Source organism: Bradyrhizobium sp. B039, assembly GCF_038965675.1.
Taxonomy (GTDB): Bacteria; Pseudomonadota; Alphaproteobacteria; order Rhizobiales; family Xanthobacteraceae; genus Bradyrhizobium; species Bradyrhizobium diazoefficiens.
Window position 1 is genome coordinate 6,987,059 of record NZ_CP152416.1, and the last position, 25,881, is coordinate 7,012,939.

18 protein-coding genes and 1 pseudogene are annotated in these 25,881 nt (G+C 65.2%); 9 read left to right on the plus strand and 10 right to left on the minus strand.

Translation table 11 applies throughout. The features are described from left to right. Window positions 1-4: 4 nt before the first annotated feature. The 5 genes from AAFG50_RS33200 to AAFG50_RS33220 are packed head-to-tail and all read right to left on the minus strand — an operon-like array spanning window position 5 to window position 5,861. Entirely contained in the window at window positions 5-931 is a 927-nt protein-coding gene (locus AAFG50_RS33200) for a glyoxylate/hydroxypyruvate reductase A (protein WP_028174579.1), read from the minus strand. Between the two features lie 13 nt (window positions 932-944). Further along, window positions 945-2,273, minus strand: a complete 1,329-nt coding sequence (locus tag AAFG50_RS33205; protein WP_028174578.1) for an FAD-binding oxidoreductase — start codon at window positions 2,271-2,273, stop codon at window positions 945-947. 40 nt (window positions 2,274-2,313) lie between these two features. Then, window positions 2,314-3,189: an ABC transporter permease gene (locus AAFG50_RS33210; protein WP_028174577.1), complete on the minus strand. Its 876-nt coding sequence runs from the start codon at window positions 3,187-3,189 to the stop codon at window positions 2,314-2,316. A 2-nt stretch (window positions 3,190-3,191) separates the two neighbouring features. Continuing rightward, window positions 3,192-4,142 carry an ABC transporter permease gene (locus AAFG50_RS33215; RefSeq protein ID WP_011089452.1) on the minus strand — a complete coding sequence of 317 codons (951 nt, stop codon included), beginning with the start codon at window positions 4,140-4,142 and terminating at the stop codon, window positions 3,192-3,194. Between the two features lie 27 nt (window positions 4,143-4,169). Beyond that, the gene (locus AAFG50_RS33220) at window positions 4,170-5,861 is read right to left on the minus strand and encodes a peptide ABC transporter substrate-binding protein (RefSeq protein ID WP_028174576.1); all 1,692 of its coding nucleotides are present in this window, start codon (window positions 5,859-5,861) and stop codon (window positions 4,170-4,172) included. A 218-nt stretch (window positions 5,862-6,079) separates the two neighbouring features. On the opposite strand from AAFG50_RS33220, the gene AAFG50_RS33225 reads away from it, so the two are divergent. Beyond that, a complete protein-coding gene (locus tag AAFG50_RS33225; RefSeq protein WP_028174575.1) occupies window positions 6,080-6,712 on the plus strand; it encodes a cupin domain-containing protein in 633 nt (210 codons plus the stop codon). Window positions 6,713-6,876: 164 nt separating this feature from the next. Beyond that, window positions 6,877-8,754 (plus strand): ATP-binding protein, encoded by a 1,878-nt coding sequence (locus tag AAFG50_RS33230; RefSeq protein WP_028174574.1) that lies wholly within the window; start codon window positions 6,877-6,879, stop codon window positions 8,752-8,754. A 9-nt stretch (window positions 8,755-8,763) separates the two neighbouring features. Here the strand turns inward: AAFG50_RS33230 and AAFG50_RS33235 are convergent, their stop codons facing one another. After that, entirely contained in the window at window positions 8,764-9,789 is a 1,026-nt protein-coding gene (locus AAFG50_RS33235; protein WP_028174573.1) for an AraC family transcriptional regulator, read from the minus strand. 187 nt (window positions 9,790-9,976) lie between these two features. Between AAFG50_RS33235 and AAFG50_RS33240 the strand changes: the two genes are divergently transcribed. From AAFG50_RS33240 to AAFG50_RS33260, 5 genes are all read left to right on the plus strand, one after another. Beyond that, entirely contained in the window at window positions 9,977-10,426 is a 450-nt protein-coding gene (locus AAFG50_RS33240; RefSeq protein ID WP_011089457.1) for a cupin domain-containing protein, read from the plus strand. Window positions 10,427-10,614: 188 nt separating this feature from the next. Next, on the plus strand, window positions 10,615-12,108 hold the full coding sequence (locus AAFG50_RS33245; protein WP_028174572.1) for an NAD(P)/FAD-dependent oxidoreductase: 1,494 nt from the start codon (window positions 10,615-10,617) through the stop codon (window positions 12,106-12,108). A gap of 102 nt (window positions 12,109-12,210) precedes the next feature. Then, window positions 12,211-13,284, plus strand: coding sequence for a hypothetical protein (locus AAFG50_RS33250; RefSeq protein ID WP_028174571.1), 1,074 nt, complete (start codon window positions 12,211-12,213; stop codon window positions 13,282-13,284). A gap of 66 nt (window positions 13,285-13,350) precedes the next feature. Next, a complete protein-coding gene (locus AAFG50_RS33255; protein ID WP_028174570.1) occupies window positions 13,351-14,334 on the plus strand; it encodes an NAD-dependent epimerase/dehydratase family protein in 984 nt (327 codons plus the stop codon). Window positions 14,335-14,705: 371 nt separating this feature from the next. Then, window positions 14,706-15,488, plus strand: coding sequence for a hypothetical protein (locus tag AAFG50_RS33260; protein WP_039185849.1), 783 nt, complete (start codon window positions 14,706-14,708; stop codon window positions 15,486-15,488). Window positions 15,489-15,634: 146 nt separating this feature from the next. Here the strand turns inward: AAFG50_RS33260 and AAFG50_RS33265 are convergent, their stop codons facing one another. The 3 genes and pseudogenes from AAFG50_RS33265 to AAFG50_RS33275 form a co-directional block, all read right to left on the minus strand. Beyond that, window positions 15,635-16,978: a cytochrome c peroxidase gene (locus AAFG50_RS33265; protein WP_028174568.1), complete on the minus strand. Its 1,344-nt coding sequence runs from the start codon at window positions 16,976-16,978 to the stop codon at window positions 15,635-15,637. Between the two features lie 13 nt (window positions 16,979-16,991). Continuing rightward, complete coding sequence (locus tag AAFG50_RS33270; protein WP_028174567.1) at window positions 16,992-18,698, minus strand: alkaline phosphatase family protein; 1,707 nt, start codon at window positions 18,696-18,698, stop codon at window positions 16,992-16,994. Window positions 18,699-18,883: 185 nt separating this feature from the next. Next, a pseudogene (locus AAFG50_RS33275) lies at window positions 18,884-19,674 on the minus strand (ABC transporter substrate-binding protein). Between the two features lie 243 nt (window positions 19,675-19,917). On the opposite strand from AAFG50_RS33275, the gene AAFG50_RS33280 reads away from it, so the two are divergent. Continuing rightward, window positions 19,918-21,111 (plus strand): efflux RND transporter periplasmic adaptor subunit, encoded by a 1,194-nt coding sequence (locus AAFG50_RS33280; protein WP_028174566.1) that lies wholly within the window; start codon window positions 19,918-19,920, stop codon window positions 21,109-21,111. Window positions 21,112-21,123: 12 nt separating this feature from the next. Continuing rightward, window positions 21,124-24,282: a multidrug efflux RND transporter permease subunit gene (locus tag AAFG50_RS33285; RefSeq protein ID WP_028174565.1), complete on the plus strand. Its 3,159-nt coding sequence runs from the start codon at window positions 21,124-21,126 to the stop codon at window positions 24,280-24,282. Window positions 24,283-24,701: 419 nt separating this feature from the next. Here AAFG50_RS33285 and AAFG50_RS33290 read toward each other — a convergent pair whose 3' ends face one another. Continuing rightward, entirely contained in the window at window positions 24,702-25,874 is a 1,173-nt protein-coding gene (locus AAFG50_RS33290; RefSeq protein ID WP_011089466.1) for an MFS transporter, read from the minus strand. Between the last annotated feature and the right edge of the window lie 7 nt (window positions 25,875-25,881).

Genomic DNA, 25,881 nt, shown 5'->3' on the forward strand with positions numbered 1-25,881 from the left:
TGTCCTAGTAGCCGCGCGTACGATCGACACGCCCCGGCAGATCCTCGCCGCGACGGTGACGTGCGATGACGTCGAGCACGTAGTCGACGGCCGTATCCGGCGTGGTCATGCTGGCGTTGTGCGGCGTCAGCAAGATGCGCGGATGGCTCCAGAATGGATGGCCCGCCGGCAGCGGCTCGGGATCGGTGACGTCGAGGACAGCCCCCGAGAGTGCGCCGCTGTCGAGCGCCGCGAGGACATCGGCCTCGACGAGATGCGGGCCACGCCCGACATTGACCAGGGAGGCGCCGCGCGGCAGGCGCGCGAACAGGTCCGCGTTCAGTATCCCGCTTGTCTCATCGGTCAGAGGCAGCAGGCAGACGAGAATGTCGGTCTGCGCAAGGAAGTCGGGCAAGGCGTCCATGCCCGCATGGCAGATAACGCCCTCGATCTCGCGCGGCGAGCGATTCCAGCCGAGACGCGGGAAGCCGAACGCCTTGAGGCGTTCGAGCACGGCCTGGCCGAGCTGGCCGAGCCCCATCACGCCGACACGCCGCCGCTTCGCCGGCGTGATCCGGATCTCGCGCCAGACCTGTTCCTTCTGCTGGGCGATGAAGTGCAGGAGATCGCGATGCAGGGCGAGCACGGCCATGGTGACGTATTCCACCATGGTCTCGGCAATGCCGGGCTCCAGCATGCGCACCAGCGGGATGTGCGGTGGAAGTTTGCTGGCGTCGAACTGGTCGACGCCGGCGCCGACCGAGAAGACCAGCTCGAGGTTTGGAAAGGTCGCCGCAATGTTATCAGGCGGCACCCACGCCACGAGATAGCGCACCTCGGCGGGATCGCCGATGTCGGGCCAGAGCCGGAACGGCAGATGCGGCGCGCGCTCCGCGAAGAAGCGCGCCCACTCCGCGCCGCGCACCATGTTGGCCTTGTAGAGAACCGTCATGCGGCCAAGGCCCTCAGAACGGGCTGACCGGCGCGAGCCGGCGGCCGTCGATCATGCGCTTGTGGCTGTAGGGCTCAGGATCGACCAGCGGCGTCGAGCCGGTCACGATGTCGGCGGCGAGCTTGCCGGCCGCAGGGCCGATGCCGAAGCCGTGGCCGGAGAAGCCGGTGGCGAGGAAGAAGCCCGGCAGCGCATCGACCGGCGAGATCACCGGGATCGTATCGGGCGTGCAGTCGATCGTGCCGCCCCAGGCTTCCGCGATCTCGATGTCCTTCAACTCGGGATTGGACTTGATCAGCGATGCGAGCGCCGCATTGACCAGCGACATGTCGGGCGCGGGATCGCGCACCCGCTCGGTCTCGAACGGCGAGGGCTTGTCGAGGCTCCAGCTGGTGCCGCGCATGAGCTGGTCGAAGAACGACTTGCCGAACGACATCTTCAGTCCGTTGCGGCGATGCAGATAGGTCGGCCAGAAGGTGCGGGCGTAACGGAATAGATCGGGCGACAGCTCCACCGTGCCGCGGTTGCGCAGCGCCAGCGTGAAGCCGCCGTCGAGGCGGCGGCGGATGCAGTAGAAGTCGGTGCCGAGCGCCCCTGAGGTAATCTCCGGCGCGGGTGTGGTGCGGCATGCGGTGGCGTTGACGAGGCCGATCGGCAGCTCGATGCCGTGACGGCGGCAGAACAGCGACGACCATGCCCCGCCCGACAGCAGCACGGATTGCGCGCGGATGGTGCCCTTCTCGGTGACGACGGCGCTGACCCGCCCGCCGGTCGTCTCCAGCCCGCGCGCGGCGCAGCCCTGGTGGATCGTAACGCCGTGCTTTCGCGCGGCAGTCGCAAGCGCGGGCACGGCCATCGACGGCTCGGCGCGGCCGTCGCTCGGCGTGTGCAGGCCGCCGACCCATTTGTCGGCATTGCCTGGCATGCGCTCGGCGACCTCCGCCGGCGTCAGGACGGTGGAGTGTACCTGCTGCTCGCGCGCGATCGCGGCCCAGCGTTCCCAGCCGGCGAGCTCGTCCTTGCTCTTGGTCAGGAACAAGACGCCGGTGCGGCGGAAGCCGGCATCGACGCCGGCGTCGTTCTGCATGTCCTCCCACAGCCGCAGCGCCTCGCGCGCCAGCGGAATCTCCTCACGCGCGCGGCCCTGCTGGCGGCACCAGCCCCAATTGCGGCTCGACTGTTCGCCGCCGACATGCCCCTTCTCGACGAGCGCGACGGAAAGCCCCTTCTTCGCCAGATGATAGGCCGCCGAGACGCCGATGACGCCGCCGCCGATGACGACGACGTCGGCCTGCGCCGGCAGGCGTTCGTCGCTATTTATACGGTTGAGCGGCGGGGACATCGGACACTCCTGGACTTCAGTTCGATCGAGCTCTTGCTCGTCATGGGATATTCATCCTGGGATCGAGCGCGTCACGCAGGCCGTCGCCGAGGAAGTTGAAGCTCGTGACCGCGAGCGTGATGGCGAGGCCCGGCGCAATGGCGAGCCACGGCGCGCTGGTGAGATAGATCTGCGCGTTGTTGAGCATGTTGCCCCAGCTCGCGGCCGGCGGCTGGATGCCGTAGCCGAGATAGCTGACATAGGATTCGAGCAGGATCGCCTTGGCGACGTTCAGCGTCGCCGCGACCACGATCGGCGCGATCGCGTTGGGTACGAGCTCGCGGAACATGATCCGCAGGTTCGACGAGCCGAACGCGACGGCGGCGACCGCGAACTCGCGCTCCCTGAGCGAACGAACCTGGGCCTCGACGACGCGGGCAACGCTCATCCAGGCGGTCGCCGCGATCAGCACGGTGGTGGTGACGAGGCCGGGCTCGGTCAGCGCGGCGAGCGCAAGCAGCAGGAAGATGGTCGGAAAGCACAGCACGGCGTCGACGAGCCGCATCAGGACCGCACCGACCACACCACCATAGAAGCCGGCGAAGGCGCCGACGGCGATGCCGACCGCCATGGCGATCACCATCGCGACGATGCCGATCGAGAGCGACACCCGTCCGCCCATCATCAGCCGCGCCAGCACGTCGCGGCCGAGCTCGTCGGTGCCGAGGATGTGTGCGCCCGAGAGCGGCGGCGCGAACCGCTTCATGATGTCGATATAGGTGTCGTCGAACGGCAGCAGGTAAGGACCCAACGCAGAGCCGAGGACGAGAACGAGGATGATCACGGCGCCCGCAAGCGCGAGCCGGTGCCGGCGGAATCGCCGCCAGGCGGCCTGGCCGGGCGCGAGCTGGTCGGTGGAGAGAACCGCGCTCGTCATCGCTAGCCCACCCGGATGCGCGGATCGACGACGGCATAGAAGATGTCGGCGAGCAGCGAGCCGATCAGCACCATGGTCGCCGAAAACATCAGGATGCCCATCACCACGGGATAGTCGCGATAGCCGATGGAATCGAGAAACAGCCGTCCCATGCCGGGCCAGGTGAACACGGTCTCGGCGACCAGCGCGCCGCCGAGCAGCGTCGGAAACTGGAGGCCGGCCACCGTGATCATCGGCAGCAGCGCATTGCGAAGCGCGTGCACGGTGAGGATCCGCCATTCCGGCATGCCCTTGGCGCGTGCGGTACGGATGTAATCCTGGTTGATGACCTCGAGCATCGAGGAGCGCATGAAGCGGCCCCACATCGCAGTCTCGACCAGCGCCAGCACCAGGGCCGGCGCGATCAGATGATGCAGCAGGTCGAGGAAGGAGCCGTCGCCGACGGTCTCGCGGTTGCCGGCCGGCAGCCAGCCGAGCTTCACCGAGAACACGTAGATGGTGACGAGGCCGAACCAGAAGGTCGGGATCGACAGCGCGATCATGGCGCCGACAGTTGCGAGCGTGTCGAACAGCGAGTAGCGGCGCAGCGCGCCAAGGATACCGATCCAGCAGCCGAGCAGCACCGCAATGATCGTCGCCGTCGCCATCAGCTCCAGCGTGGCGCCGAGATGCGAGGAGATCACCGACAGCACCGCCTCGCCGTCGCGGTAGGACTTGCCCCAATCGCCCTTAAGCATGCGGCCGAACCAGTCGAGATACTGGATCGGCAGCGGCCGATCGAGGCCGAGCTGCCTGGTGACGCGGTCGAGATCCTCCTGCGTCATCTGCGCGGAGGCGGCAAATTGCGAGAGCGGACCGCCCGGCGCCAGATGCAGCAGGGCGAAGCCGATCGCCGAGACGATCACAAGCAGCATGATCGCCTGCGCCAGGCGATTGACGACATAACGGGCCATCTCAGCCGATCCAGCGAGCCGGATCCATCAGGCCCAGTACCATTCGCGGATGTTCCAGCAATTGATGGAGGTGTTGATGTTGGGACGGAAACCCTGCAGCCCTTCCTTCACGCCTTCGGCGATGAAGCCCTGGAACATCGGCAGGATCGCGAGGTCGTTGCGGATCAGCTTTTGCAGATCGCCATAGGTGGTCTTGCGCTGCGACAGATCGAACTGCTTGGCGCCTTCGGCGAGAAGACGATCGGCCTCCGGGCTCTGGTACTGATAGGTGTTGTAGCCGCGGCCGCCCTTGGCGGGAATGGCGCCGGAGCCGAAGCGCGGCGTCACGTCGGGGTCGCTGCCCAGCATGAAGTTCACCGACACCAACACCGAGTTGAACTTCGACTGCTGCCAGAAGTCGCCCCAGATCACCGCCGCCGGCATGTTGTTGACGCGCATCGCAGCACCAATCGCGCGCCAGTCCTGGACCAGGAGCTGCTGGGTCTGCTCGCGCACCGCATTGCCTGACGTCGTCGAGTTGGTGAATTCGAGCTTGACGCCGCCCTTCTCGCGAACGCCGCTGGAGCTGCGAACCCATCCCGCCGCATCGAGCAGCGCATTGGCCTTGGCGGGATCGTATTTGTGCTGCGGCAGGCCCTTCTGGAACGACCACGCCTGCTGCGGCACGAAGCTCTCGGTCTGCGTCGGCAGGCCGTAATAGAGCGCGTCGATGATCGCCTGCTTGTTGATGGCGAGATAGAGCGCCTCGCGCACCGCGCGGTCGGCGAAGGGACCGAAATCCAGGTTGGGCGCGATATGCTCCACCGAGGACGTCGCCGAGACGAAGATCTTGCGGCCCTTCAGCGTCTTCGCCTCCTGCACGAAGTTCGGCAGGATGCCTTGCAGGCCGGTGTAGTCGACCTGGCCGGTGCGGAACTGGGTGTAGAGCACGGTGAGGTCGGGGATGTACTTGAACACCACGCGTTCGACGTACGGCCCCTTGCCGTGATAGCCGGTGTGGGCATTCAGGAGGATGTGGTCGCCGGGCACGCGCTCACCCCAGCGGAACGGTCCGGTGCCGACAGGCGCATTGTGGAACGGCGAGGCGTTCGGATCTGACACCTTCTCCAGGATGTGCTTGGGCACGATGAAGGTCAGCGATCCCAGGATCGACATATAGGGCGAATAGGGAGCTTCCATTCGCCAGTGGATCTCGTCCGCCGCGACGACCTTGATGTCCTTCACGAGGCTGTGGCCGACGCGGCTGCGCGCGCGGAAATCGGGATTGTTGATCAGCTCGAGCGAGAACTTCACGTCGTCCGCCGTGAACGGCGTGCCGTCATGCCACTTCACGTCGCTGCGCAGCTTGATCTTCCAGGTCAGGCCGTCGGCCGACAGGCCGCCATTCTCGATGGTCGGGACCTCGCGCGCCAGATCGGGAACGAAATTGCCCTCGGGATCGATGTACCAGAGCAGCGAGAACACCTGCCACCAGACGCCCTGATCGACCTCGATGCCGGGCATCAGCGGATGGAAGACGGTCGGCTCCTGCGACAGCGCCGCAATCACCTGCCCGCGCGGCTTGTCCGGCGGATTGGTCGGGCGCTCGGTCTGGGCGAAGGCATTGCCTGCGAGGCTCCATCCCGCCGCGGCGCCGGCCCCGAGCTGGAAGAATTGACGGCGATTCGGACTACCGAGATGCACTGCCCCAACGCCGAACCTGCCGGTGTCGTTTGCCATGACCCACTCTCCGTTGTCGCACACGGCACCGTCTCCCGCGCCCCGAGACCCCGGCAGGGGACAGGAGTGGGCTTTAGTGCTTCTAAATTTTTCGATCAAAAGTTCATCATGACTAAATACAGCTGTCAATCGCATTGCTAGTATGCGCGACCTTTTCACTCCGACTGAAGCCTCGGACCGATGCGGTCCAAGGCTGAGATGATGCATGGGAGAGCGACATGGATGGTCGCGGCGATACCAACGGTCCGAAGGACGCTCCGACGATCGAGGCCGACGATGCGGTCGACCAGCGCCTCGGCGAAACCGTACGGCTGCTGCGTCAGCGCGCCGGCCTCTCGATCCAGGACGTCGCCAACAAGACCGGCCTGTCGAACGGCATGATCAGCCAGCTCGAACGCGCGCGCGCCATGCCGTCGATCCGCACGCTGCGCCTGCTCAGCATCGCGCTCGACGTGCCGATCTCCTATTTCTTCGAGACCACCGATCCCGGCGACGTGCAGCGCTACATCGTGCGCAAGAACAGCCGTCGGCTGCTGCGCCTCACCGCGAGCGGCGTCGTCAAGGAAGCGCTCACCCCGGATGGCAAGGGCCAGCTCGAACTCTACGAGCTCACGCTCAATCCCGGCGCCTCGTCCGGCACCGACTTCCTGCAGCACACCGGCGAGAAGGCCGGCTACATCCTGTCCGGCAGCCTGCGGCTGTGGCTCGACAACCAGGCCCACGTGCTCGAGGCCGGCGACAGTTTTCGTTTCCCGAGCATCGTGCCGCACATGTTCGACAACCCGACCCAGCAGACGGCGCGCGTGATCTGGGTGACGACATTGCGCCAGACCGATTCGCCGGCGGGTTGAAGCCCGAGGCAGGCCGGGCCTCGTTTCCGGGACGGCCGGCCGTCCCGCGCCACCTGAAATTGCCCCTCGACGGAAACGCACGGAATCTGTAGCTCACATAATGGCGGACTCCTCGACAGGACGGGGCCGGTACGGTCCGCGGCTGGCGTCTTGGGTGTGAGGCCATGAAACTCAGGGGGGTTGTGACATTTGCGATGGCCACCCAGGTCGTCGTGACCGCCGCACTCCTTCTCGCTTCCTATGCCATGACCGGCACCGCCGGCCCGCGCGGGTTCGGCATGGCCCAGCTCATCGCCCTGATGGCGAGCGGTGTCGTTGCGGTGCTGCTCGCGCGTCTCTGCACGAGCGCGATCGAGACGTCGCAAGCCGAGCGGGCTGCCGCGCAACTGGCCGATCGGGCGAAGGCCGTCGCCGAGAGCGCACAGATGACGCAAGCCGTCATCAAGACCGCGCTCGACGCCTTCATTCAGACCGACGAACGCGGCATCGTCGTGGAATGGAGCTTTCAGGCCGAAGCCCTGACCGGATGGTCGCGGCAGGAGGCCATCGGCGCCGACGTCGTCGACCTCCTCGTCGCCGAGCCGCTCCGCGCCGGCTTCAGGCAGCGCATGATGCGGCTGCTGCCGGAACTGTCGGATACGCCAATCGGCATTCGCTTCGAGGTGAGCCTGCTGCACAGGAACGGCGATGCGATCCTGGTCGAGGCGTCGGGCACGGCCCTCCGGCTTGGCGGGCGCACCATCATCAACAGTTTCGTCAAGGACATCACCCAGAAGCGCGCCGCCGAGGAGCAGCTGATACAGGCCCAGAAGATGGAGGCGGTCGGGCAGCTCACCGGCGGCATCGCGCACGAATTCAACAACATGCTCACCGTGATCACCGGCACGATCGAGATCCTTGCCGACGCCGTAAAGGACAATCCGCCGCTAGCAACCATCACCAAGCTGATCAGCGAGGCCGCCGATCGCGGCGCCGCGCTGACCTCGAGCCTGCTGTCCTTTGCAAGGAAGCAGGCGCTGCAGCCGACGGAGATCGACGTCAACGAACTGCTCGAGGAGCTCGCCAAACTGCTGCTGGCGACCTTCGACAAGAAGATCGAGATCGTGACAAAGCTCGACAGCAAGGTCTGGCTCGCCTTCGTCGACCGCGGCCAGCTGAGCTCGGCGCTGCTCAACCTCGCGATCAACGCCCGCGACGCCATGCTGGACGGCGGCAGGCTGACCCTGACCACACGCAACGTCGTGTTCGGCGTGCGCGAGGCCGTGGCGGTCGGCGCCGGCTATGCCGGCGACTATGTCGAGATCGAGATCGCCGACACCGGCACGGGCATCCGGCGGGCGATCCTGGAGCGGATCTTCGATCCGTTCTTCTCGACCAAGGAGGTCGGCAAGGGCACGGGGCTCGGGCTCAGCATGGTGTTCGGCTTCGTCAAGCAATCCGGCGGCGGCATCAAGGTCGCGTCCGAGGAAGGCCGCGGCACGACATTCACGATCTATCTGCCGAAGGCCGAGACCAGCACTCTGCGCCCCGCCGGCTATGACGATCGCAAGGTCGTGGGCGGGCGCGAAACCATCCTTTGCGTCGAGGACGATCGCGACGTCCGCCAATACGTCACGGTCCAGCTCGAGAGCCTCGGCTACAAGGTCATCCCCGCCGCCAACGCGACCGAAGCGCTCGCCATCGCCGCTGAGGGCAAGGCGTTCGACCTGCTGTTCACCGACATCGTGATGGCCGGCGGCATCAACGGACGCGAACTCGCCGAGCAGATGGTGGCCGCGCGGCCGTCCCTGCGGGTGCTGTTCACCTCCGGATACGCCTACGACTCGATGCACGCGCAGGGCCGCGCCACGAAGGGCGCCCCGCTTCTGACAAAACCCTATCGCAAGGCCGAACTCGCGCGCATGCTGCGCCGCTCTCTCGACACCGCCGTCGATTCCGCGGGCGACCCGATCCCGACGCCCTACTCGGTGCAGGCCGATGTCGAGGGCTTTTTGCGCAGGCAAGCAGCTGAAGACAGCGGCACGACGCGGTCGCGAAAGTAGATCTCTGCGCTAGCTCATCCTTCGCCGCAGCGTTGCCGACGGCGTCTCGCCAAATTTTTCACGGTAGGCGCCGGCCATGCGGCCGAGATGCGTGAAGCCGAGATCGAAGGCGATCTCGGTGATGGAGGCATCGGGCGGGGCCTGCGCGAGCCGGGCGTGCAGACCAGCGAGGCGCATGTCGAGCAGCATCTCCGAGATCGAAACCCCGAAATGACGGCGGAAGCCGAGCTGGAGCGCGCGGATGCCGATCCCGGCGGCGCAGGCGAGCTGCGCAAGGTCGAGCGCCTCGCCGGCACTGTCCGCAAGACGGTCCCGCGCGACGCGAAGCGCACGCGGCAGACGCTCGGCTTGCCCCGAGAACGTCCGGATCGCATCCGACAGGCCGTGACGCTGGCCATTGAGCAGGTGATCGAGCAGCGCCTCCCGCCAATCGGCGGTCGCGACCGGTGAAAGCCTGCCGGAGGGGCCAAGACGTTCGGCGAGCGTCATCAGCCCGCCAAGGCTGGTCCGCAAGGCCCCCCCCGACGGCGCGTCCAGGTCGATCACAGGATCGAACTCGACCGTGCTCGCGACCGTCCCCGACAAGGCCGCGGCGCGCTGCTCGACCATGCGGCGGTCAAGCAACAGGATCACTTGGGCACAGTCGCTCCACATCATCCGGGTCGGGATCGTCGGCGACAGCAGCGACGCCGTCCGGTCCGGTACGGCATCGAAATCGCCGGCGCCGGCACGAATGCGGGCGGTGCCCGTGAGCGGAACCTGCAGCAGGAAGAAGCGCTCGAGGCAGCCGGGATCGATGCTTACCGATCCGCCATAGGTAACGTAGTTGATGGAAAAGCCGTCGAACGCCGCGCAATTGTGCCGGGCGGAGAAGCCGGCCGCCCGCGCCTGCGCCGGCTTGAGATCGTGCGGACAGAAGATGCGTCCAATCTGCTCGGCCGCCTCATCGACATCATCGGTGGCGACGCGGGCAAAGTCCGCAAGCCGTTCTGCTGCGGACGCACCTGCGCTCATTTCCAGCACGGCTGCGGACATCGTCGACCACGCTTCGCGTCACGGAATTGCTTTAAGCCTATAATAGTTCCCTGGACGCGGAAAGGGCCGCGTCGCAAAATCGTCGTGCTGCATGGCAAAAGCTCCATCCGGATTCGTTTAGCGGATAGACAGGCAGCCGGTCGCCGGCCGAAGCTCCATCCTCGCCGGAATCCATGAGGAGCGAGCCATGACTGCACTCGAAAAGGGCATAACCGCTGTTGGCACGGGCTATGGCGGCAAGAGCTGGAACATCCTTGGTCAGGTCTATTTCCCCAAGGCCGTCACCGACTCCACCTTCGCGTTCGAGACCAACAGCGATCCCGGCCAGTTCGTGCCGGTGCACATCCATCCGACCCAGGACGAGTTTATCCTGGTGCAGGAGGGCACGCTCGACCTCAAGCTCGACGGCGTCTGGGTCAAAGCCCATGCCGGCGACCTCGTGCGCATGCCGCGCGGCATCCCGCACGGCTATTTCAACAAATCCGACAAGCCCTGCCGAGCGCTGTTCTGGGTCTCGCCGATGCAGAAGCTCGAGGCGCTGTTCAACCAGCTCCACAATCTGACCGACCCTGCCGAAGTCGTGCGCATCTCGGCACTGCACGAGGTCGACTTCCTGCCGCCCGAGGCCAACGACTAAAGCGCGATCGTCGCGCTTTAGTTGTTGTTTGAGCATGATCTTTTCGGAACACCGCTTCACACTTTTCCGGATCATGCTCGAGGCAGCCGCCTCCCCGTCGCCTTTCATCAGCTTGCAGCCCCGCCGGCCGCACCTTGCGGCCGAACGTGGCCGCTTGCGCGCGAAACACCCTGATTGCGAGCAATCCCATGGTCAGTCCCAAGCATGTTTGCGTGATCGGCGCCGGAGTCTCCGGTCTCGCCGCCGCAAAGGCATTCTCCAGCCGCGGCCACCGCGTCACCATTCTCGAGCGCAGTGGCGATCTCGGCGGCGTCTGGGAGCCTGCGCGCTCCTACCCTGACGTACAGACCCAGAGCCCGAAGGATCTCTACCGCTACACCGATCGCGCCATGCCGGACGTCTATCCGGAATGGCCGACCGGGCCGCAGGTCCACGCCTATCTCGCCGACTACGCCAAAAGCTTCGGCCTCGACCGCATGCTGCGCCTCAACACCGAGGTCGCCGGCATGGCGCGCCGCGCCGACGGGAAGCCGGGCTGGACGCTCGCGCTGACCAACAAGGACGGCACGGCGACGAACGAGGATTTCGATTTCGTCGCGGTCTGCATCGGGCAGTTCAACGAGCCGCGCGAGCTGCATTGCCCGGGCGAGGACGGCTTTCTGGCGCAGGGCGGCCAGATCCTGCATTCGTCGAAATACAGCGATCCGACGCTGGCGAAAGGACGCCGCGTCGTCGTGCTCGGCGGCTCGAAATCGGCGACCGACATCGCGGTGAACGCGGTGAAATCAGGCGCACGCGAAGTCACCATCGTGATGCGCGAGCCGGTCTGGCGGATCCCCTATTTCATCGGCGGCCTCGTGAACTTCAAGCGCATCCTCTACATCCGTGCGCAGGAGGAGATGTTTCCGGGCTGGGGCGCCAGCGCGATGGCGCGGCTCGCACACCGCATCGCAGCGCCCCTGATCTGGGCGAACTGGCGCGGGCTGGAGAGCCTGTTGAAGGCGCAGCTCAAGCTTGGCCCGTGCAAGATGGTACCGAAAGAGCGGATCGAGGACGGCGTCAACTGCTCGGTGCCGATCGCAACGCCCGGCTTCTATCCGATGGTCGCGGACGGTCGCATCAAGGCGGTGTTCGGCACGTTCGATCATTACGAGGGCGACAGCATCGTGATGAGCGGCGGCGAGCGCGTCGGCGCCGACGTCGCGGTGCTCGCGATCGGCTACAAGCTCGGCGTGCCGTTCCTGCCCGCGGCCTATCAGCAGAAACTGGTCGACGCGGACGGTCAGTACCGGCTCTACCGGCTGATCGCCAACCCCGATCTGCCGGAGCTTGGCTTCGTCGGCTTCAACTCCTCGTTCTGCACCGTGCTCTGCGCCGATCTCGCCGCCAACTGGCTGGTGCGCTACGCCGACGGCCAGCTCGCCAACCAGCCGACGGCGCAGGCGATGCGCGACAACATCGAGATGATGCTGCACTTCAAGCGCGTCGAGCGGCCGGCCGCCGGCGTCTATGGCGGCTTGTGCGTCGCGCCCTATCACTATCGCCATTTCGACGAGCTGATGGCCGATATCGGCGCCAGGAACCAGAAGCGCGGCGGGCTCAAAGGACACTTCCAGCCGCCGGATGCGGATGCCTATGCGAAGTTCCTGGCGACGGCGCCGGACTACCGGGCCACAGCGTAAGGTCGGAGAACCCGGGCTGAGCGGGATTTGCAACTCGCCAGTCCGCGCGTTTGATGTTTACGATCCCATGATCGACGAATCTCCGGCACACGGGAACCCGCCATGGGACGACGATGTCGCGCCGCCGCAGCCCTGGCGGTGCTTGGGCTGATCCTCACGACGTTCACGGCGAGCCAGGCACAAACGCTCACGGCGAGGCAATCGGAGGCGCTCGCCACCTACGATCGCGCGCTCGGCGATTTCAAATCCATCCTTGCCGAGCGGCGCCGACAGATCGCGGCGAAGGAGCCGCTGCCGAACCTGCCGGGACAGGCGCTCTATCTGGCACGCGTCGCGGTCATCAGTGCTTACAAGGATCTCACCGACGCCATGCCGTCGCGGATCGGCAAGCCCAACAAGTTCGAGATTCCGCCGGCCTATTTCGACGCCGACATCGAGCCGCTGGTCGACGAATATGCTGGACTCTTCGAGATCATGGAGGCGCCGCCCGCCAGCGCGCAGAACTCGCCGACGCCGTTCAAGGACGTCGTCGATCTCGCAGTCGCTATCGCGCGCGCCAAGGGACTTGCGCCTGGCCACGCCGAAGCTGCGGGACGTATCAGCCTCGGGCTGTTCTTTGCCGAGACCAACGGCAAGCAGAACGTCCGCAATGCGCGCTCGAACACCTATATGGGCAGCTTCCAGACCGGCCCGTCCGAGGACCGCAACGGCCGCAGGAAATGGGAGTCTATCAAGAGCGAGATCGCGGCGGCCGATCCCGCGCTGGCCGCGCGTGACGACAGGGAAGAGGCACGCGCCCGCGGCACCGATCATCGTTTCAATCACTGGACCAATGTCCGCAACGGTCTCATGAACGCGCATGCGGATCTGTTCCGGGAGATCCCGGGAATCGTGAAGACGCTGCCCGACCCGATCGACCAGATGAAGCTGTTCGAGCTGATCCAGATCGTTCCCACCCCGACGCGGTCCGCGCTCAAATCGGGCGATCTCCTGAACTACCGGGTGTCGAGCCCCACGATCATGAGGCACTTGCGCAACAACAGCATCTTCGCGTTCGGCCAGGCCGACAGATCGCGCAGCTCGGCAAGCTTCCGCGAGATTCTCGCTGCGATGTGGCTGTTCAACCGGAAGTTCGAGAAGGCGATGGCGAAATACGCGGAGATCAGGGCGCACTGAGGCATCGGTTGTAACCGCTACCGGACGTAGTAGGCTCGTGATCTCATCAGCAGCACGGGCAGTTTCATGCGCATCCTCATCCTTGGCGGCAGCCAGTTTCTCGGACGCGCGATTGCGGCCCATGCCTGCGCCAACGGTCACGACGTGACCTGCGCCGCCCGCGGTCTCGCCGGGCCGATCGCGGCAGGCAGCCGACTGATCCGGATCGATCGCGACGTCGCGGACGGTCTCGCGCCGCTCGCGGGTGAGGCGTTCGATGCCGTCGTCGACGTCTCGCGTCATCCCGGCCAGGTTCGCCGCGCCGTCGCGGCGCTGAAGCGGCCGGGCATGCACTGGACCTTCGTCTCCACGATCAGCGTCTACGCAGACAACCGCATACCGGGACAACGCGCCGACAGGGCGCCGCTGCGCGAGCCCATGACCGAAGACGTCGAGCACAGCACCGACGCCATTTATGGCGCCGCCAAGGTCGCGTGCGAGCAGGCCGTCGGCACTGATGCCTTCATCTGCCGGGCCGGCCTCATCGCCGGGCCGGAGGATCCGACGGGACGCTTCGCCTACTGGCCGGCCCGGCTTGCGCGCGGCGGCGAGGTGCTGGCGCCGGGAACGCCTGACGATGCCGTCCAGTTCATCGACGTGCGCGATCTCGCACAATGGATCGTGCATGCGGCCGAGGTTCGCCTGACCGGCATCTATGACGGGATTGGACCGGTGCGCACGCGCGGCGAATTCCTGACCGAATGTGCATCCGCGCTGAACTCCGCCTGCACCTTCACCTGGGTCGATCGCGCCTTCCTGGAAGCGCATGACGTACGGCGCTGGGCAGGTCCGCGATCACTGCCGATGTGGCTGCCCCTGCCCGACTTCGCGGGCTTCATGACGCGCGACACCTCGCCGGCACGCGAGGCCGGATTGACCTCGCGCCTGGTGGCTGCCACCGCGCGCGATACGTTCGACTGGCTCCGCGCCGGCAACGGGCCGGTTATCGGTCTCACCAGCGACGACGAGAAGGACGTGCTCGCCGCGTGGCACGCGGGCATGACGAGCTAGGGCAGACTCATAATCTTGATATCGTCTTGTGACCGACAGCGGTCGTTCCTTGGTAACGACGACATGCAGAATGGCGAGATCACCCGCCGCAATTCTAGATAGAGTGTGAGCTGGTTCATATCGGCGGCCCCATGCCGCGCGTAGCTTGGCGAGAAGATGTCTCGCTTCCCGGCGCCAAGGCGTCATGGGTTTCCGGACGTCAAGTCGAGCGAACATCTGTCAACCCATAGGAGGACAGGTCATGAAGTTCGCAGCACTGCTTTTGATCTTTGCTCTCGCCGCATTCGCGACGGCTATTCCGGCAGATTCGGCCAACGCATGCGCGCGCCCCTGCGGAAACTATTGTTGCGGATAATCGGCGGAGAATTCCAATGCGCCCATTGATCAAGTGGGGGGCATTAGTGACGATCGTGAGCATCGCACCACTGGCATCCGTGGCTGCGATACGTCACCACACGCCCCCAAATAAACTCAACGAAGCAATCACCGCTATCGGCTTTCACCCGATAACGCCGCCGGTGCTCCTGCGCGCTCCAGGCTCCATCTATCATGTCTCTCCGAACGGCCAGGATTACGACATGCTATGCGAAGTCTCGCCTGAGCGACTGGTTGGCGTCACCCGCACGTCATCTTCTGCAACCCAAGTCACCTCCGAACTACGAAAGACGCAATATTCGCTCGACTCAAAAGTCGTGCGTTCGATTCAGTCACATACCGATGCAAAATTGGCGGAAGCTGTAAAGCTGGAGCTCGATGACGTTCAAGTGCTGGAGATCTCACTTGAAGACCTATCAATCATCGCTGAGGAGCTGTTCCGTCGCGAGTCCTGTGATCGGGAAGTGAAACGGTATCTGGAAAACGGCGAGTACGTTTGCCAGGGACAGCGGGTCCTCAAGGCGTCGACGAAATACGTGGCGGCCTACGACAATTCAGCGGCGGGCTCCGTGGAACAAACGACAGACCTGATAAAGAATAATTTCGATCCGACTGTCAGCATACAGGGCGGTCAGAGCGTCTCCGGAGCGAACCTTTATTACGGGATGAGACTGGCACCGCGGTGTCTATCCCTCAGGGATGCCAAAAGGCAGCCACGGCCACCGTTCTCGCTCTGGGACAGACTGGTCAATCACTTTCCTTCGCTCGAGTTCTTTTGAATATAGCCGCGACACGCCGTGGCAACGGCCAGCGTGTTCATGCAGGCGACAACCGACTCTTTTGGCTCAACCGCGGCGACCACGGCCGAGGCCTTGGTGGCGCCGGCGCCCCCCGCACGCCCAGACCGCTTTTATACACACACGCCCTAATTTTCCGGCTTGTATCCGTCCGTCAGGGTCTTCAGGAACGCGATGATGTCGGCCTCTTCCTGGTCCGTCATCGCCGGTCTGTCGCCGGGGTGGCGGTCGAACGGCGGATCGGTGACGTCGACATTGGCGTGATATTTTTGCGGCAGGTCGTCGTATTTCCGCACCGCGCCGTCGGCGCCGTGCGGAAAGACCTTCTCCGGATTGGTGTCGCGAAAATTGTAGAAGTCGAGCACCTGCTCGAGGCTGCGGAAGACGCCGTTGTGGAAGAAGGCGTGGCGCACTGCGGTGTTGCGCAGCGTCGGCGTCAGGAACATGCCGCAATATTGGGTCTGCTCGGGCATGTCGGTGCGATGCGGGCCGCAGACGCCGAGGTCGAAATAATTGGGGTCGCGATTCTTGACGAGCGCGGCATTGCGCGGCGCGCCGAGCGCCTCGTACTGGTGATCGGTGAACAGCGGCGGCAGGCCGTCGCGGGTCGGTGCCGAAGTGTGGCAGCCGGCACAATTGGCCTTGTCGGGATCGTTGAACGCTTGCAGCCCGCGCAGCTCGCTCTCGGACAGCCGCGCCTTGCCCTCGAGCCAGTAGTCGTACTTGCTGGTGTAGGGATGGAAGCTCGGCTCCTCGACCTGATAGCGCGCCACCGCGAACATCGCTTCCGCGATCAGCAGCCGCTGATTCTTCAGCACACCAGCGCCGAACAGCTCGACGAAGCGGTTGGCGTAGGGCGCACGCCGCAGCTTGTCCGCGACGATCTCGGCGCTGCCGCCGTCCATCTCGTTGGGATCGAGCAGCGGAAACAGCGCCTGGTCCTGCAACGTGTCGGCGCGGCCGTCCCAGAACAGGCCGCCCTGCGGCACGATGTTCGCCGACGCGCCGCTACCGCCCGCGGTCTTGGTCGTGCGCGCCGCCTGCTGGCCGAGCGCCGCCATCTGCGCGAGGTAGACGACGTTGTCGTCGTCACCCTTGTCGGGGCCGATGCTGAAATTCGGATGGCGCTCAAGATAGGTCAGCGACGGCACCGCGCGTGCGCCCGGGCGCGACAAGGTCGCGCCGCCGAGCATGACCGGCCCGTCATTGGGCGGACCGTAGGCGTGATCCGGGCTGTGACAGGACGCGCATGACAGCGCGCCCGAGGACGACAGCGAGGCGTCGTAAAAAATCTCCCTGCCGAGCTGCGCCATCGCCGAGAGCGGAGCGGCCGGCGGACGCATGAGACGAACCGGGTTCGGATTCGCACCCGCGGGATTTGCTTCCGCAAATCCCTGCGTCGCGACGGCAAGGACGGCGCCGGCCAGACAAAGCAGGCCGGCGCCGAAAAGCCACATGGTGCGGCTGTTCATATGACCTTGCGTCTTAGTGATGGTGATGCTCGTCCGGCGGGCTGGTCATGACAGTGCCGGAGGTCGGGTCAAGGAACAGCGCGTCCACCCGGAGATCGTGGCGATGATCATGATCGAAGTCGAACAGGTCCATGATCGACCCGGCGCCGGCGTCGAACGAGCCGCCGCCGAGACGCTGGCCGCGCAGCCAATTGTCCTCGATGAACCGCACCACCGAGGCCTGCGAGATGTAGGTGTGGCTGACGAAGTTCGTCCTCGCATAGGGCGAAACCACGATGAAGGGAACGCGGGTGCCCGGGCCGCAGCGGCCGTTCACCGGCTTGCCGCTAAGCCCCTTCGGCGCCGGCTGCTTCTGCGGGCCGAGACCGCACAGGCCCGGACCGTTGACCTGGTCGGCGGTCGGATCGTAGGAGGCGCTCTTCGGCGCGACGTATTGGTGATCGTACCAGCCGTCGGAGTCGTCATAGGTGATGATGACCGCGGTCTCGCGCCACTCCGGCTGCTTCTGGAGGAAGTTGATCAGCTCGACATTGCCCACCTGCTCGTCGAGCGGATCGGAATTGCCGGCGTGACCGTCCTGGAAGGCCGGCATCTTGATGTAGGAGACGGCCGGGAAGTTGCCGGCCTTCACCGCGGCGTAGAAGTCCTCGAGATCGTAGTTGTGGTTGGCCGGATCAACCTTGCCGTTGAAGTCGTGGGTATGGCCAATCGCCTGGACCGAGCTCGGCCGCGCATGGGTCGGGTTGGCGGTCGACTTGTAGTACTGGAAGAAGGCGTGGTGCGGACTGTAGTCCACGATGGTGCCGTTGACGTTGCTCGAGAAGGTGCTGCGGCCGCAACCGGTGGTGCCGTTGGCGTTCTTGAGCGTCAGGTCGAAGCCGCCCATGAAGCTGCCCCAGCTGATGCGCTCGTCGTTGAGCAGATCGCCGATGTTCTTGCTGGTCATCAGCACGGTGCTGGTCGTGCTCGAGCAGGAATCGTAGGCAGGATCGGTGTCGCCGATCAGCGTCAGGCCGCCCTGGCCGTCGGCGATCGAGGACGAGGTGCCGACGACGTTCTGCGCGCCGTTGGTCTGGCCGGAGACCACTTCCAGCATGCCGGGCGTGGACGGACCGAACGTGTCGGTCCAGTGATTGTCGCTCATGGCGAAGTGCTGGGCGTAGTTCCAGAAGGCCGTGACAGTGTTGCCGTCGAAATAGCCCATCACCTGGCCGTTGGTGCCGAACGCGCCGGCGCCGCCGGCCGTGCCGCGGCCGGTGAATTTCGGGAACAGGTCTTCCTTGCCGTTGTCCACCGCCTGCTGCTCGGGCGTGTAGGCATGGTTCTGCGAGCGCGTGTTGGCCTGGGTGCGGTCGAGACGGAACGGATCCGTCGCGCCGGTGCCGTTGGCCGGGCTGTTGTTCGGGTTGTTGACCAGCAGGTTCGCCGTGACGAGGTTGTTGACCTTCGGCGTGTGCGGCTTCGGCACGAAGGGTATAGAGCCGGACGGATTGGCCGCGTTCGGATAGGTCGCGAAATAATGGTCGAACGAGCGGTTCTCGTTGAAGATGATCACGAGATGCTTGATCGGCGTCTCGGTGTGGATGTCATGCGGATGACGGTGACGATCGTGATCATGATCGCGGTCCCGACCGAAATCGTCCGCGAGAACAGGCATGGCGCATGCGAGTGCCGTCGCGGCCGCGAAAATCGCGGCCGTCGTCAGAAATCTGGATTTCATTGTTGTGTTGCCCCGAAGGATTGACGCCGACCCCGGGAACGTTAATGGCGCGCGATGACAGAGCTGTGTCAGTTTGACGCAAGAGACACTTTGCGCAGTTGTTCAGACAAGATTTTCTACACGGGCGATTTGCCCGAAGCTGCCTTCCTCGACCCTCATGGTGAGGAGTCCGCCACAGCGGGCGTCTACTCGGTGCGGATCGGAGAATCCTTCAGGCCATTGTTGTCATAGGCCTTGCGCAAGGTGCCGTTGATCGTCGCCTCGTTCATGAATTTGGTGACGAAGGTCAGCGCCCGGTTGTGGCCGAGCGGTACCGCGACGGCCGTCACCGTCTTCTTGAACGTCTCGTCCAGCACCTTTGTACCGGGAATCTTCTGCGCCATCTTGTTGAGCTGGTCGCGCGACAGCGCGAAGGCGTCGATCTCGCCGCTCCTCAGGAGGCCGAAGATCTCGTCATAGGTCTGATAGCCGGTGACCTCAGCGTTCTTGAGATGCGCGACAGCGCCACGCATGGTGGTGGTGGCGTTGACGGCCGCGACCTTGATGCCGGGCTGGTCGAGCGAGGCAAAATTGGTCACGTTCGAACCAGCCTTGACGATGTAGGTGGCGTCCGCGACCTCGTAGATCGGCCCGAACATCATCTTGCTCTCGCGCTCGGGGTCCTTTGGCAGCCAGGTGACATCCCAGGTGCCTTTGCTGGCCGCGTCGGTGATCTGTCCGGAGTTCTGGTGCACGACATATTCGACGCCAACGCCGAGCTGGGCCGCCATCTCCTTGCCGAGGTCCACCGGCACGCCGGCATAGCCGGTTTCCGTCCTGGTCGACCAGAATGCGCCGCCTGCGGGCTGATTGCGATCGCGACCCGCAGCTTGCCGGTCGGCGCGATCTCGTCCTTCAGCCCATCGGCTAGCGCGGGCATGGCAACCGCCGCTGCGAGAACGAGACCGGAGAGGGCCGATTGGACGGACGCGGACATGTCATGTTCTCCTCGCGTTTTCTTGTTCTCGTCGTCCCGACCGCTTCGCTTCCGCCACACGACCTTTGACACAATTCTGGTCGATCGTGCGCGCGGTGAAAAGCGGTTTGTCATGACAAACCTGTCAAAGGCCACATCGCCGTTCGCAGTGCAAGGCCGACGACCGCCATGGCTATGGTGTTCCACGGCCGGACATTTGTTGGTAGCCTGCCGCACCGACAGACAGCAATCGGGGGCCACCGAATGACGCGCGCGAATCCCGCATCTCCCGCACATCGCAATGGAGCGTGGAGACATGTTGGACGGGCGCTAGCCGCCACGGCCGCCGTGATCGCGCTCGCCGGCTGCGAGGACAAGAACGCCTACGTGGCTCCGCCCCCGCCCAAGGTGGACGTGGCGACGCCCGTGCAGCGGCCGGTGACGCGCTATGTCGAGGCCACCGGCAACACCGCGCCGATCAAGAATGTCGACTTGGTGGCGCGCGTGCAGGGTTTCCTGCAGTCGATCGACTACCAAGACGGCACCTTCGTCAAGCAGGGCACCCAGCTCTTTACCATCGAGCCCGAGACCTACAAGCTGAAGCTCGAGCAGGCGCAGGCGGCCGAGGCCGGCGCCCAGGCCTCGCTCCGGCAGGCGGAGGCCGACTTCAAGCGGCAAAGCGATCTGGTGCAGCGGCAGGCGGTCTCGCAGGCCACCCTCGACACCTCGACCTCGACCCGCGAAAACGCGCAGGCCAATCTCCTGCAGGCGCAGGCCAACACCAGGATCGCCGAGGTCAACTACGGCTACACCAAGGTCACCGCGCCGTTCGACGGCGTCGTCAGCGCCCACATGGTCTCGATCGGCGAGCTCGTCGGCGTCTCCTCCCCGACCCAGCTCGCGACCATCGTCGCGATGGACCCGATCTGGGTGAACTTCACCGTCAACGAGCAGGACGTGCTACGCATCCGCGCCGAAGCGGCCCGCCGGGGACTGACGCCCACCGACCTCAAGCAATTTCCGATTCAAGTCGGCCTCCAAAACGAGACCGGCTATCCGCATGAAGGCAAGCTCGACTACGTCTCGCCGACTCTCAACCAGTCGACCGGTACGCTTGCCGTGCGCGGCCTCGTCCCCAACGACAAGCGGGTGCTGCTGCCCGGCTATTTCGTCCGCGTCCGCGTGCCCTTCGACCAGGAGAAGGGCGCGCTCCTCGTTCCCGACACCGCGCTCGGCAGCGACCAGGGCGGCCGCTATCTGCTGGTGGTCAATGGCGACAACGTCGTCGAGCAGCGCAAGGTGCAGATCGGCCCCACCGATAACGGCCTGCGCGTGATCGAGAGCGGGCTGAAGCCGGACGACCGCGTCGTGATCGCGGGGCTGCTGCGGGTGATCCCGGGCCAGAAGATCGACCCGCAAGTGACGAAGATCGAGCAGCCGCAGGCGTCTGCCAAGTAGGAGCTGCCTGCCATGATCTCAAAATTCTTCATCGAGCGGCCGGTCCTCTCGAACGTCATCGCACTGCTGATGATCCTGATCGGCGGCGTCGCGCTGTTCAACCTCGCGATCGCGCAATACCCCGACGTGGTGCCGCCGACGGTGCAGGTCACCACGCGCTATCCCGGCGCCAGCGCCAAGACCGTGATCGACACGGTTGCCTTGCCGATCGAACAACAGGTCAACGGCGTCGAGGACATGCTTTACATGCAGTCCTACAGCGGCTCCGACGGCACCTATACGCTGACCGTGACCTTCAAGATCGGCACCGACCTCAACTTCGCGCAGGTGCTGGTGCAGAACCGCGTCTCCAGCGCGCTGTCGCAACTGCCGACGTCCGTGCAGAACCAGGGCGTCACCGTCCAGAAGAAATCGACCTCGATCCTGCTGTTCGTGACGCTGACCTCCCCGGACTCCCGGTTCGACAGTCTCTATTTGAGCAACTACGCCACCATCAACATCCGCGACGAGCTCTCGCGCCTGCCCGGCGTCGGCAACGTCACCGTGTTCGGCGCAGGCCAGTATTCGATGCGGGTGTGGCTCGACCCGAGCAAGCTGCAAGTCCGTGGCCTCGTGCCGCAGGACGTGATCCAGGCGATCCAGCAGCAGAGCCAGCAGGTCTCCGCCGGCCAGGTCGGCGCGCCGCCGACGCCACCGGGCCAGGCGTTCCAATACACGCTCAACGTCAACGGCCGGCTCGACGACACCAGCCAGTTCGAGAACATCATCGTCAAGTCAGGCACCAGCGGCGACGTCACGCGGGTGCGCGACGTCGGCTGGGTCGAACTCGGCGCGCAGACCTACAGCCAGATCTTTTCGCTGAACAAGCAGCCCGCCGTCGGCATCGGCGTGTTCCAGTCGCCGGGCGCCAACGCGCTCCAGGTCGAGCAGGCCGTCGAGAAGAAGATGGCGGAGCTCGCCAAGCGCTTCCCGGAAGGCATCAAATACGACACGCCGTTCGACACAACCAAATTCGTCGAGGCCTCGGTGCACGAGGTCTACATGACGCTGATCGAGGCCGGCCTGCTCGTGCTGGTCGTGATCCTGGTGTTCCTGCAGGACTGGCGCGCCATGCTGGTGCCGGCAACGACCGTGCCGGTGACCATCATCGGCGCCTTCGCCGCGATGGCGGCGCTCGGCTTCACCATCAACATGTCCACGCTGTTCGCGATCGTGCTGGCGATCGGCATCGTCGTCGACGACGCCATCGTGGTGGTCGAAGGCGCCGCCCACAATATCGAGCAGGGCATGAACGGCCACGACGCCGCGATCAAGGCGATGGACCAGCTGTTCGCGCCGATCGTCGGCATCACGCTGGTGCTGATCTCGGTGTTCCTCCCGGCCTCGTTCCTGGCGGGCCTCACGGGCCGCATCTACTCGCAATTCGCGCTGGTGATCGCGGCGACCGCGCTCTTGTCCGCCATCAACGCGGCGACCCTGAAGCCGACGCAATGCGCACTGTGGCTGCGGCCCGCGGTGCCGCCGGAGCAGCGCAACTTCTTCTATCGCGGCTTCAACAACGTCTATAACCGGGTCGAGCGCGGCTACACGCGGCTGATCACCTTCCTGGTCAGGCACGCCACGGTGTCGGTCGCGGTGGCGCTGGTGCTGATCGGGATCGGCGGCTACGGCCTGTCGCGGGTGCCGACCGGTTTCCTGCCGATCGAGGACCAGGGCTATCTGATCGCCGCCATCCAACTGCCCGACGGCGCCTCGCTGGAGCGGACCCAGAAGGTGCTCGACCGGGCCAGCGAGATCATCAAGGAGACGCCGGGCGTCCAGCAGGTCATCACAATCGCCGGCATCTCCGCGCTCGACAGCAGTGCGAGCCTTGCCAATGCCGGCGTCGCCTACATCATCCTGAAGGATTGGGACGCGCGCAAAGGTCCCGGCGAGGATCTGCGCTCGCTGGTCTACGGGCTGAACGACAAGCTCGCTGTGATCATGGAGGCGCGCACCATCGTGCTGCCGCCGCCGCCGATCCAGGGCATCGGCAACGCCGCCGGCTTCTCGATGCAGGTCGAGCTGCGCGACGGCAACAGCGATTTCGCCAAGCTGCAGGCCATCACCGGCGCGGTGGTCAGCAACGGCCAGAGCCAGAGCGCGCTCCAGCGCGTCCAGTCCTCGTTCCGCTCGTCGGTGCCGCAATTCAACGTCGAGATCGACCGCGTCAAGACCCAGACTTTGCATGTCACCACCGATCAGGTGTTCTCCGCGCTGTCGACCTATCTCGGCTCGTCCTTCGTCAACCAGTTCAACAAGTTCGGCCGCGTGTTCCAGGTCTATACGCAAGCCGATCCGGCCTTCCGCGTCACCGAGCGCGACATCGCCGACATGCAGGTGCGCAACTCGAACGGCGACATGATCCCGATCGGCACGGTGGCCACGATCACGCCGGCCACCGGCCCGTCGCTGATCAGCCTCTACAATCTCTATCCCTCCTCGACCATCATCGGCCTGCCGGCGCAGGGCTATTCGTCCGGCCAGTCGCTGAAGCTGATGGAGGAGATCGCGGACAAGACGCTGCCGCCCGGCACCGGCTATGAATGGACCGCGATGTCGTACCAGGAGAAGGCGGTCTCGAACCAGATCTACTGGGTGTTCGGCCTCGCCATGCTGCTGGTCTATCTCGTGCTCGCCGGCCAGTACGAGAGCTGGTACGCGCCGATCTCGGTGATCCTCGCCGTGCCGCTGTCGCTGATCGGGCCGATGCTGATCCTCAACGGCCTCAAGATCGACAACAACCTCTATTGCCAGATAGGCCTGATCCTGCTGATCGCGCTGTCGGCCAAGAACGCCATCCTGATCGTCGAGGTCGGGCTGGAGCTCCACGGCCGCGACGGCAAGCCGATCCTGGAGTCGGCGATCGAGGCGGCCCGCGCCCGCTTCCGCCCGATCCTGATGACCTCGTTCGCCTTCATCCTCGGCGTGGTGCCGCTGGTGATCGCGACCGGCGCCGGCGCCAGCGCCCGCAAGTCGATCGGCATCACCGTGTTCTCGGGCATGCTGGCCTCGACCTGCCTCGCGGTGCTGTTCGTGCCCGCGTTCTTCGTGGTGGTGCAGCGGTTCGAGAACTGGCGGGCGTCGAAGAAGGCGCCGAAAACGCAGCCGGCCGTGGAGGTGAAGCCGTAGGCTTCTTCTGCGGAGGCCCGCTCCGATTAAAAAGTCGAAAACAACCCCATGCACAGTAGAACGGCGTTGATGGCGTTGAGTTTTTTTCAGCGACGCCAGCGTTTGACCCGTCGGGCAAGACACTGGCAGAATTGCATGATGGGTGGCATGCACGATGTGCCGCCATCTCCTCCGTCATTGCGAGCGCAGCGAAGCAATCCAGAGTCCCGCCGCGGAACGATTCTGGATTGCTTCGCTACGCTCGCAATGACGAGGCTGAAGCAGCTGCGCGCATCTCTTCTGTCATTCCGGGGCGCGCCGACAGGCGCGAGCCCGGAATCCATCGGGCGGCAGAGGCTGCGGGTAGATGGATTCCGGGCTCGTCGCTGCGCGACGCCCCGGAATGACGGGGTGGCGCGAGCCGCCCGCCTCACTGCCCCTCACGCCGCTTGCGGCGTCCGGATCTCGCGCGGCAGGATCAACGCGGCTGCGATCGCGAGCAGGCAGAGCGCGGCGAAGGCGTGCAGCATGGTGACGAAGCCGCCCTGCTCGTAGAGCCAGGCGACCAGGCCGACGGAGGCGCCGGCGGCGGTGAAGCCGACGAAATAGCGCACCGCATAGGCGCGCGAGCGCCACTCCTCCGTGGTGTATTTGCCGACCATGGCATCGTTGACCGTGACCTGCCCGAACGCACCCATGACGATGCCGATCGAGACCAGGATCAGCGGCAGATTGGACAGGCTCGCAGCCAGATACAGGAACGGCGCCAGCATGAAGGACAGCGGCAGCGCCACCGTCTTCAGCGAATAGCGGTCGAGCAGCCGGCCGATCGTGTACTGGGTCATCGCGCCGAACACGTAGACACAGGCCGCGATGACGCCGAGCAGCGCCGGGCTCCTGGTGAGATCGGCGAGCCGCTCCGCGAACAGCTTCGGCAGCGCGACGGTGACGGCGTTGAAGGTGGTGGAGATCGCGATCACCACGATCAGCAGCGCCAGGATCACGCGCCACATGTCCTGCTTGGCGACGCGCGCCTGCGCCGCCGCCTGCTTCGAGCCCTTGCGGTCCTCGTGCACGACCATCATCGCAAAGGCGATGCCGATCAGGATGGTGACGACGCCGGGGACGATGAAGGCAAAACGCCAGCCGAGATACTGGCCGATCACGCCGGTCACCAGCGCGGAGGAGGCCACGCCGAGATTGCCCCAGACGCCGTTGATGCCCATCTCGCGGCCGAGCCGGTCGGCATAGGACACGATCATGGCGGTGCCGACGGGATGGTAGATCGAGGCGAAGATGCCGATCGCCAGCAGCGCCGCGCCGAGCTGAACCGGGGTCTGCACGAAGCCGACCGAGATCATGGAGAGGCCAATGCCGACGAAGAAGATCAGCATCATGTGGCGGCGGCTCCAGCGGTCCCCGAGCCAGCCTGTCAGCAGCGAGCCCGCGCCGAACGCGATGAAGCCCGGCGTCGCGTAAGGCAAGAGTTCCGAATAGGCCATGCCGAGCGCCGGCCCCATGATGATCACGGCGGCAGCGAAGATCAGCATCGAATAATGGTCGATGAAATGGCCTGCGTTGACGAAACTGATGACCCGGCTGGGGCTGTTCATACGAATC

Bases quoted from the DNA above. Each gene is read 5' to 3' on its own strand.
- AAFG50_RS33240 (WP_011089457.1), top strand. From the start codon at position 9,977: ATGACTGCACTCGAAAAGGGCATAACCGCTGTTGGCACGGGCTATGGC.
- AAFG50_RS33205 (WP_028174578.1), bottom strand. From the start codon at position 2,273: ATGTCCCCGCCGCTCAACCGTATAAATAGCGACGAACGCCTGCCGGCG.
- AAFG50_RS33225 (WP_028174575.1), top strand. From the start codon at position 6,080: ATGGATGGTCGCGGCGATACCAACGGTCCGAAGGACGCTCCGACGATC.
- AAFG50_RS33215 (WP_011089452.1), bottom strand. From the start codon at position 4,142: ATGGCCCGTTATGTCGTCAATCGCCTGGCGCAGGCGATCATGCTGCTT.
- AAFG50_RS33230 (WP_028174574.1), top strand. From the start codon at position 6,877: ATGAAACTCAGGGGGGTTGTGACATTTGCGATGGCCACCCAGGTCGTC.
- AAFG50_RS33210 (WP_028174577.1), bottom strand. From the start codon at position 3,189: ATGACGAGCGCGGTTCTCTCCACCGACCAGCTCGCGCCCGGCCAGGCC.
- AAFG50_RS33200 (WP_028174579.1), bottom strand. From the start codon at position 931: ATGACGGTTCTCTACAAGGCCAACATGGTGCGCGGCGCGGAGTGGGCG.
- AAFG50_RS33265 (WP_028174568.1), bottom strand. From the start codon at position 16,978: ATGAACAGCCGCACCATGTGGCTTTTCGGCGCCGGCCTGCTTTGTCTG.
- AAFG50_RS33220 (WP_028174576.1), bottom strand. From the start codon at position 5,861: ATGGCAAACGACACCGGCAGGTTCGGCGTTGGGGCAGTGCATCTCGGT.
- AAFG50_RS33250 (WP_028174571.1), top strand. From the start codon at position 12,211: ATGGGACGACGATGTCGCGCCGCCGCAGCCCTGGCGGTGCTTGGGCTG.
- AAFG50_RS33245 (WP_028174572.1), top strand. From the start codon at position 10,615: ATGGTCAGTCCCAAGCATGTTTGCGTGATCGGCGCCGGAGTCTCCGGT.
- AAFG50_RS33285 (WP_028174565.1), top strand. From the start codon at position 21,124: ATGATCTCAAAATTCTTCATCGAGCGGCCGGTCCTCTCGAACGTCATC.
- AAFG50_RS33280 (WP_028174566.1), top strand. From the start codon at position 19,918: ATGACGCGCGCGAATCCCGCATCTCCCGCACATCGCAATGGAGCGTGG.
- AAFG50_RS33235 (WP_028174573.1), bottom strand. From the start codon at position 9,789: ATGTCCGCAGCCGTGCTGGAAATGAGCGCAGGTGCGTCCGCAGCAGAA.
- AAFG50_RS33260 (WP_039185849.1), top strand. From the start codon at position 14,706: ATGCGCCCATTGATCAAGTGGGGGGCATTAGTGACGATCGTGAGCATC.
- AAFG50_RS33290 (WP_011089466.1), bottom strand. From the start codon at position 25,874: ATGAACAGCCCCAGCCGGGTCATCAGTTTCGTCAACGCAGGCCATTTC.
- AAFG50_RS33270 (WP_028174567.1), bottom strand. From the start codon at position 18,698: ATGAAATCCAGATTTCTGACGACGGCCGCGATTTTCGCGGCCGCGACG.
- AAFG50_RS33255 (WP_028174570.1), top strand. From the start codon at position 13,351: ATGCGCATCCTCATCCTTGGCGGCAGCCAGTTTCTCGGACGCGCGATT.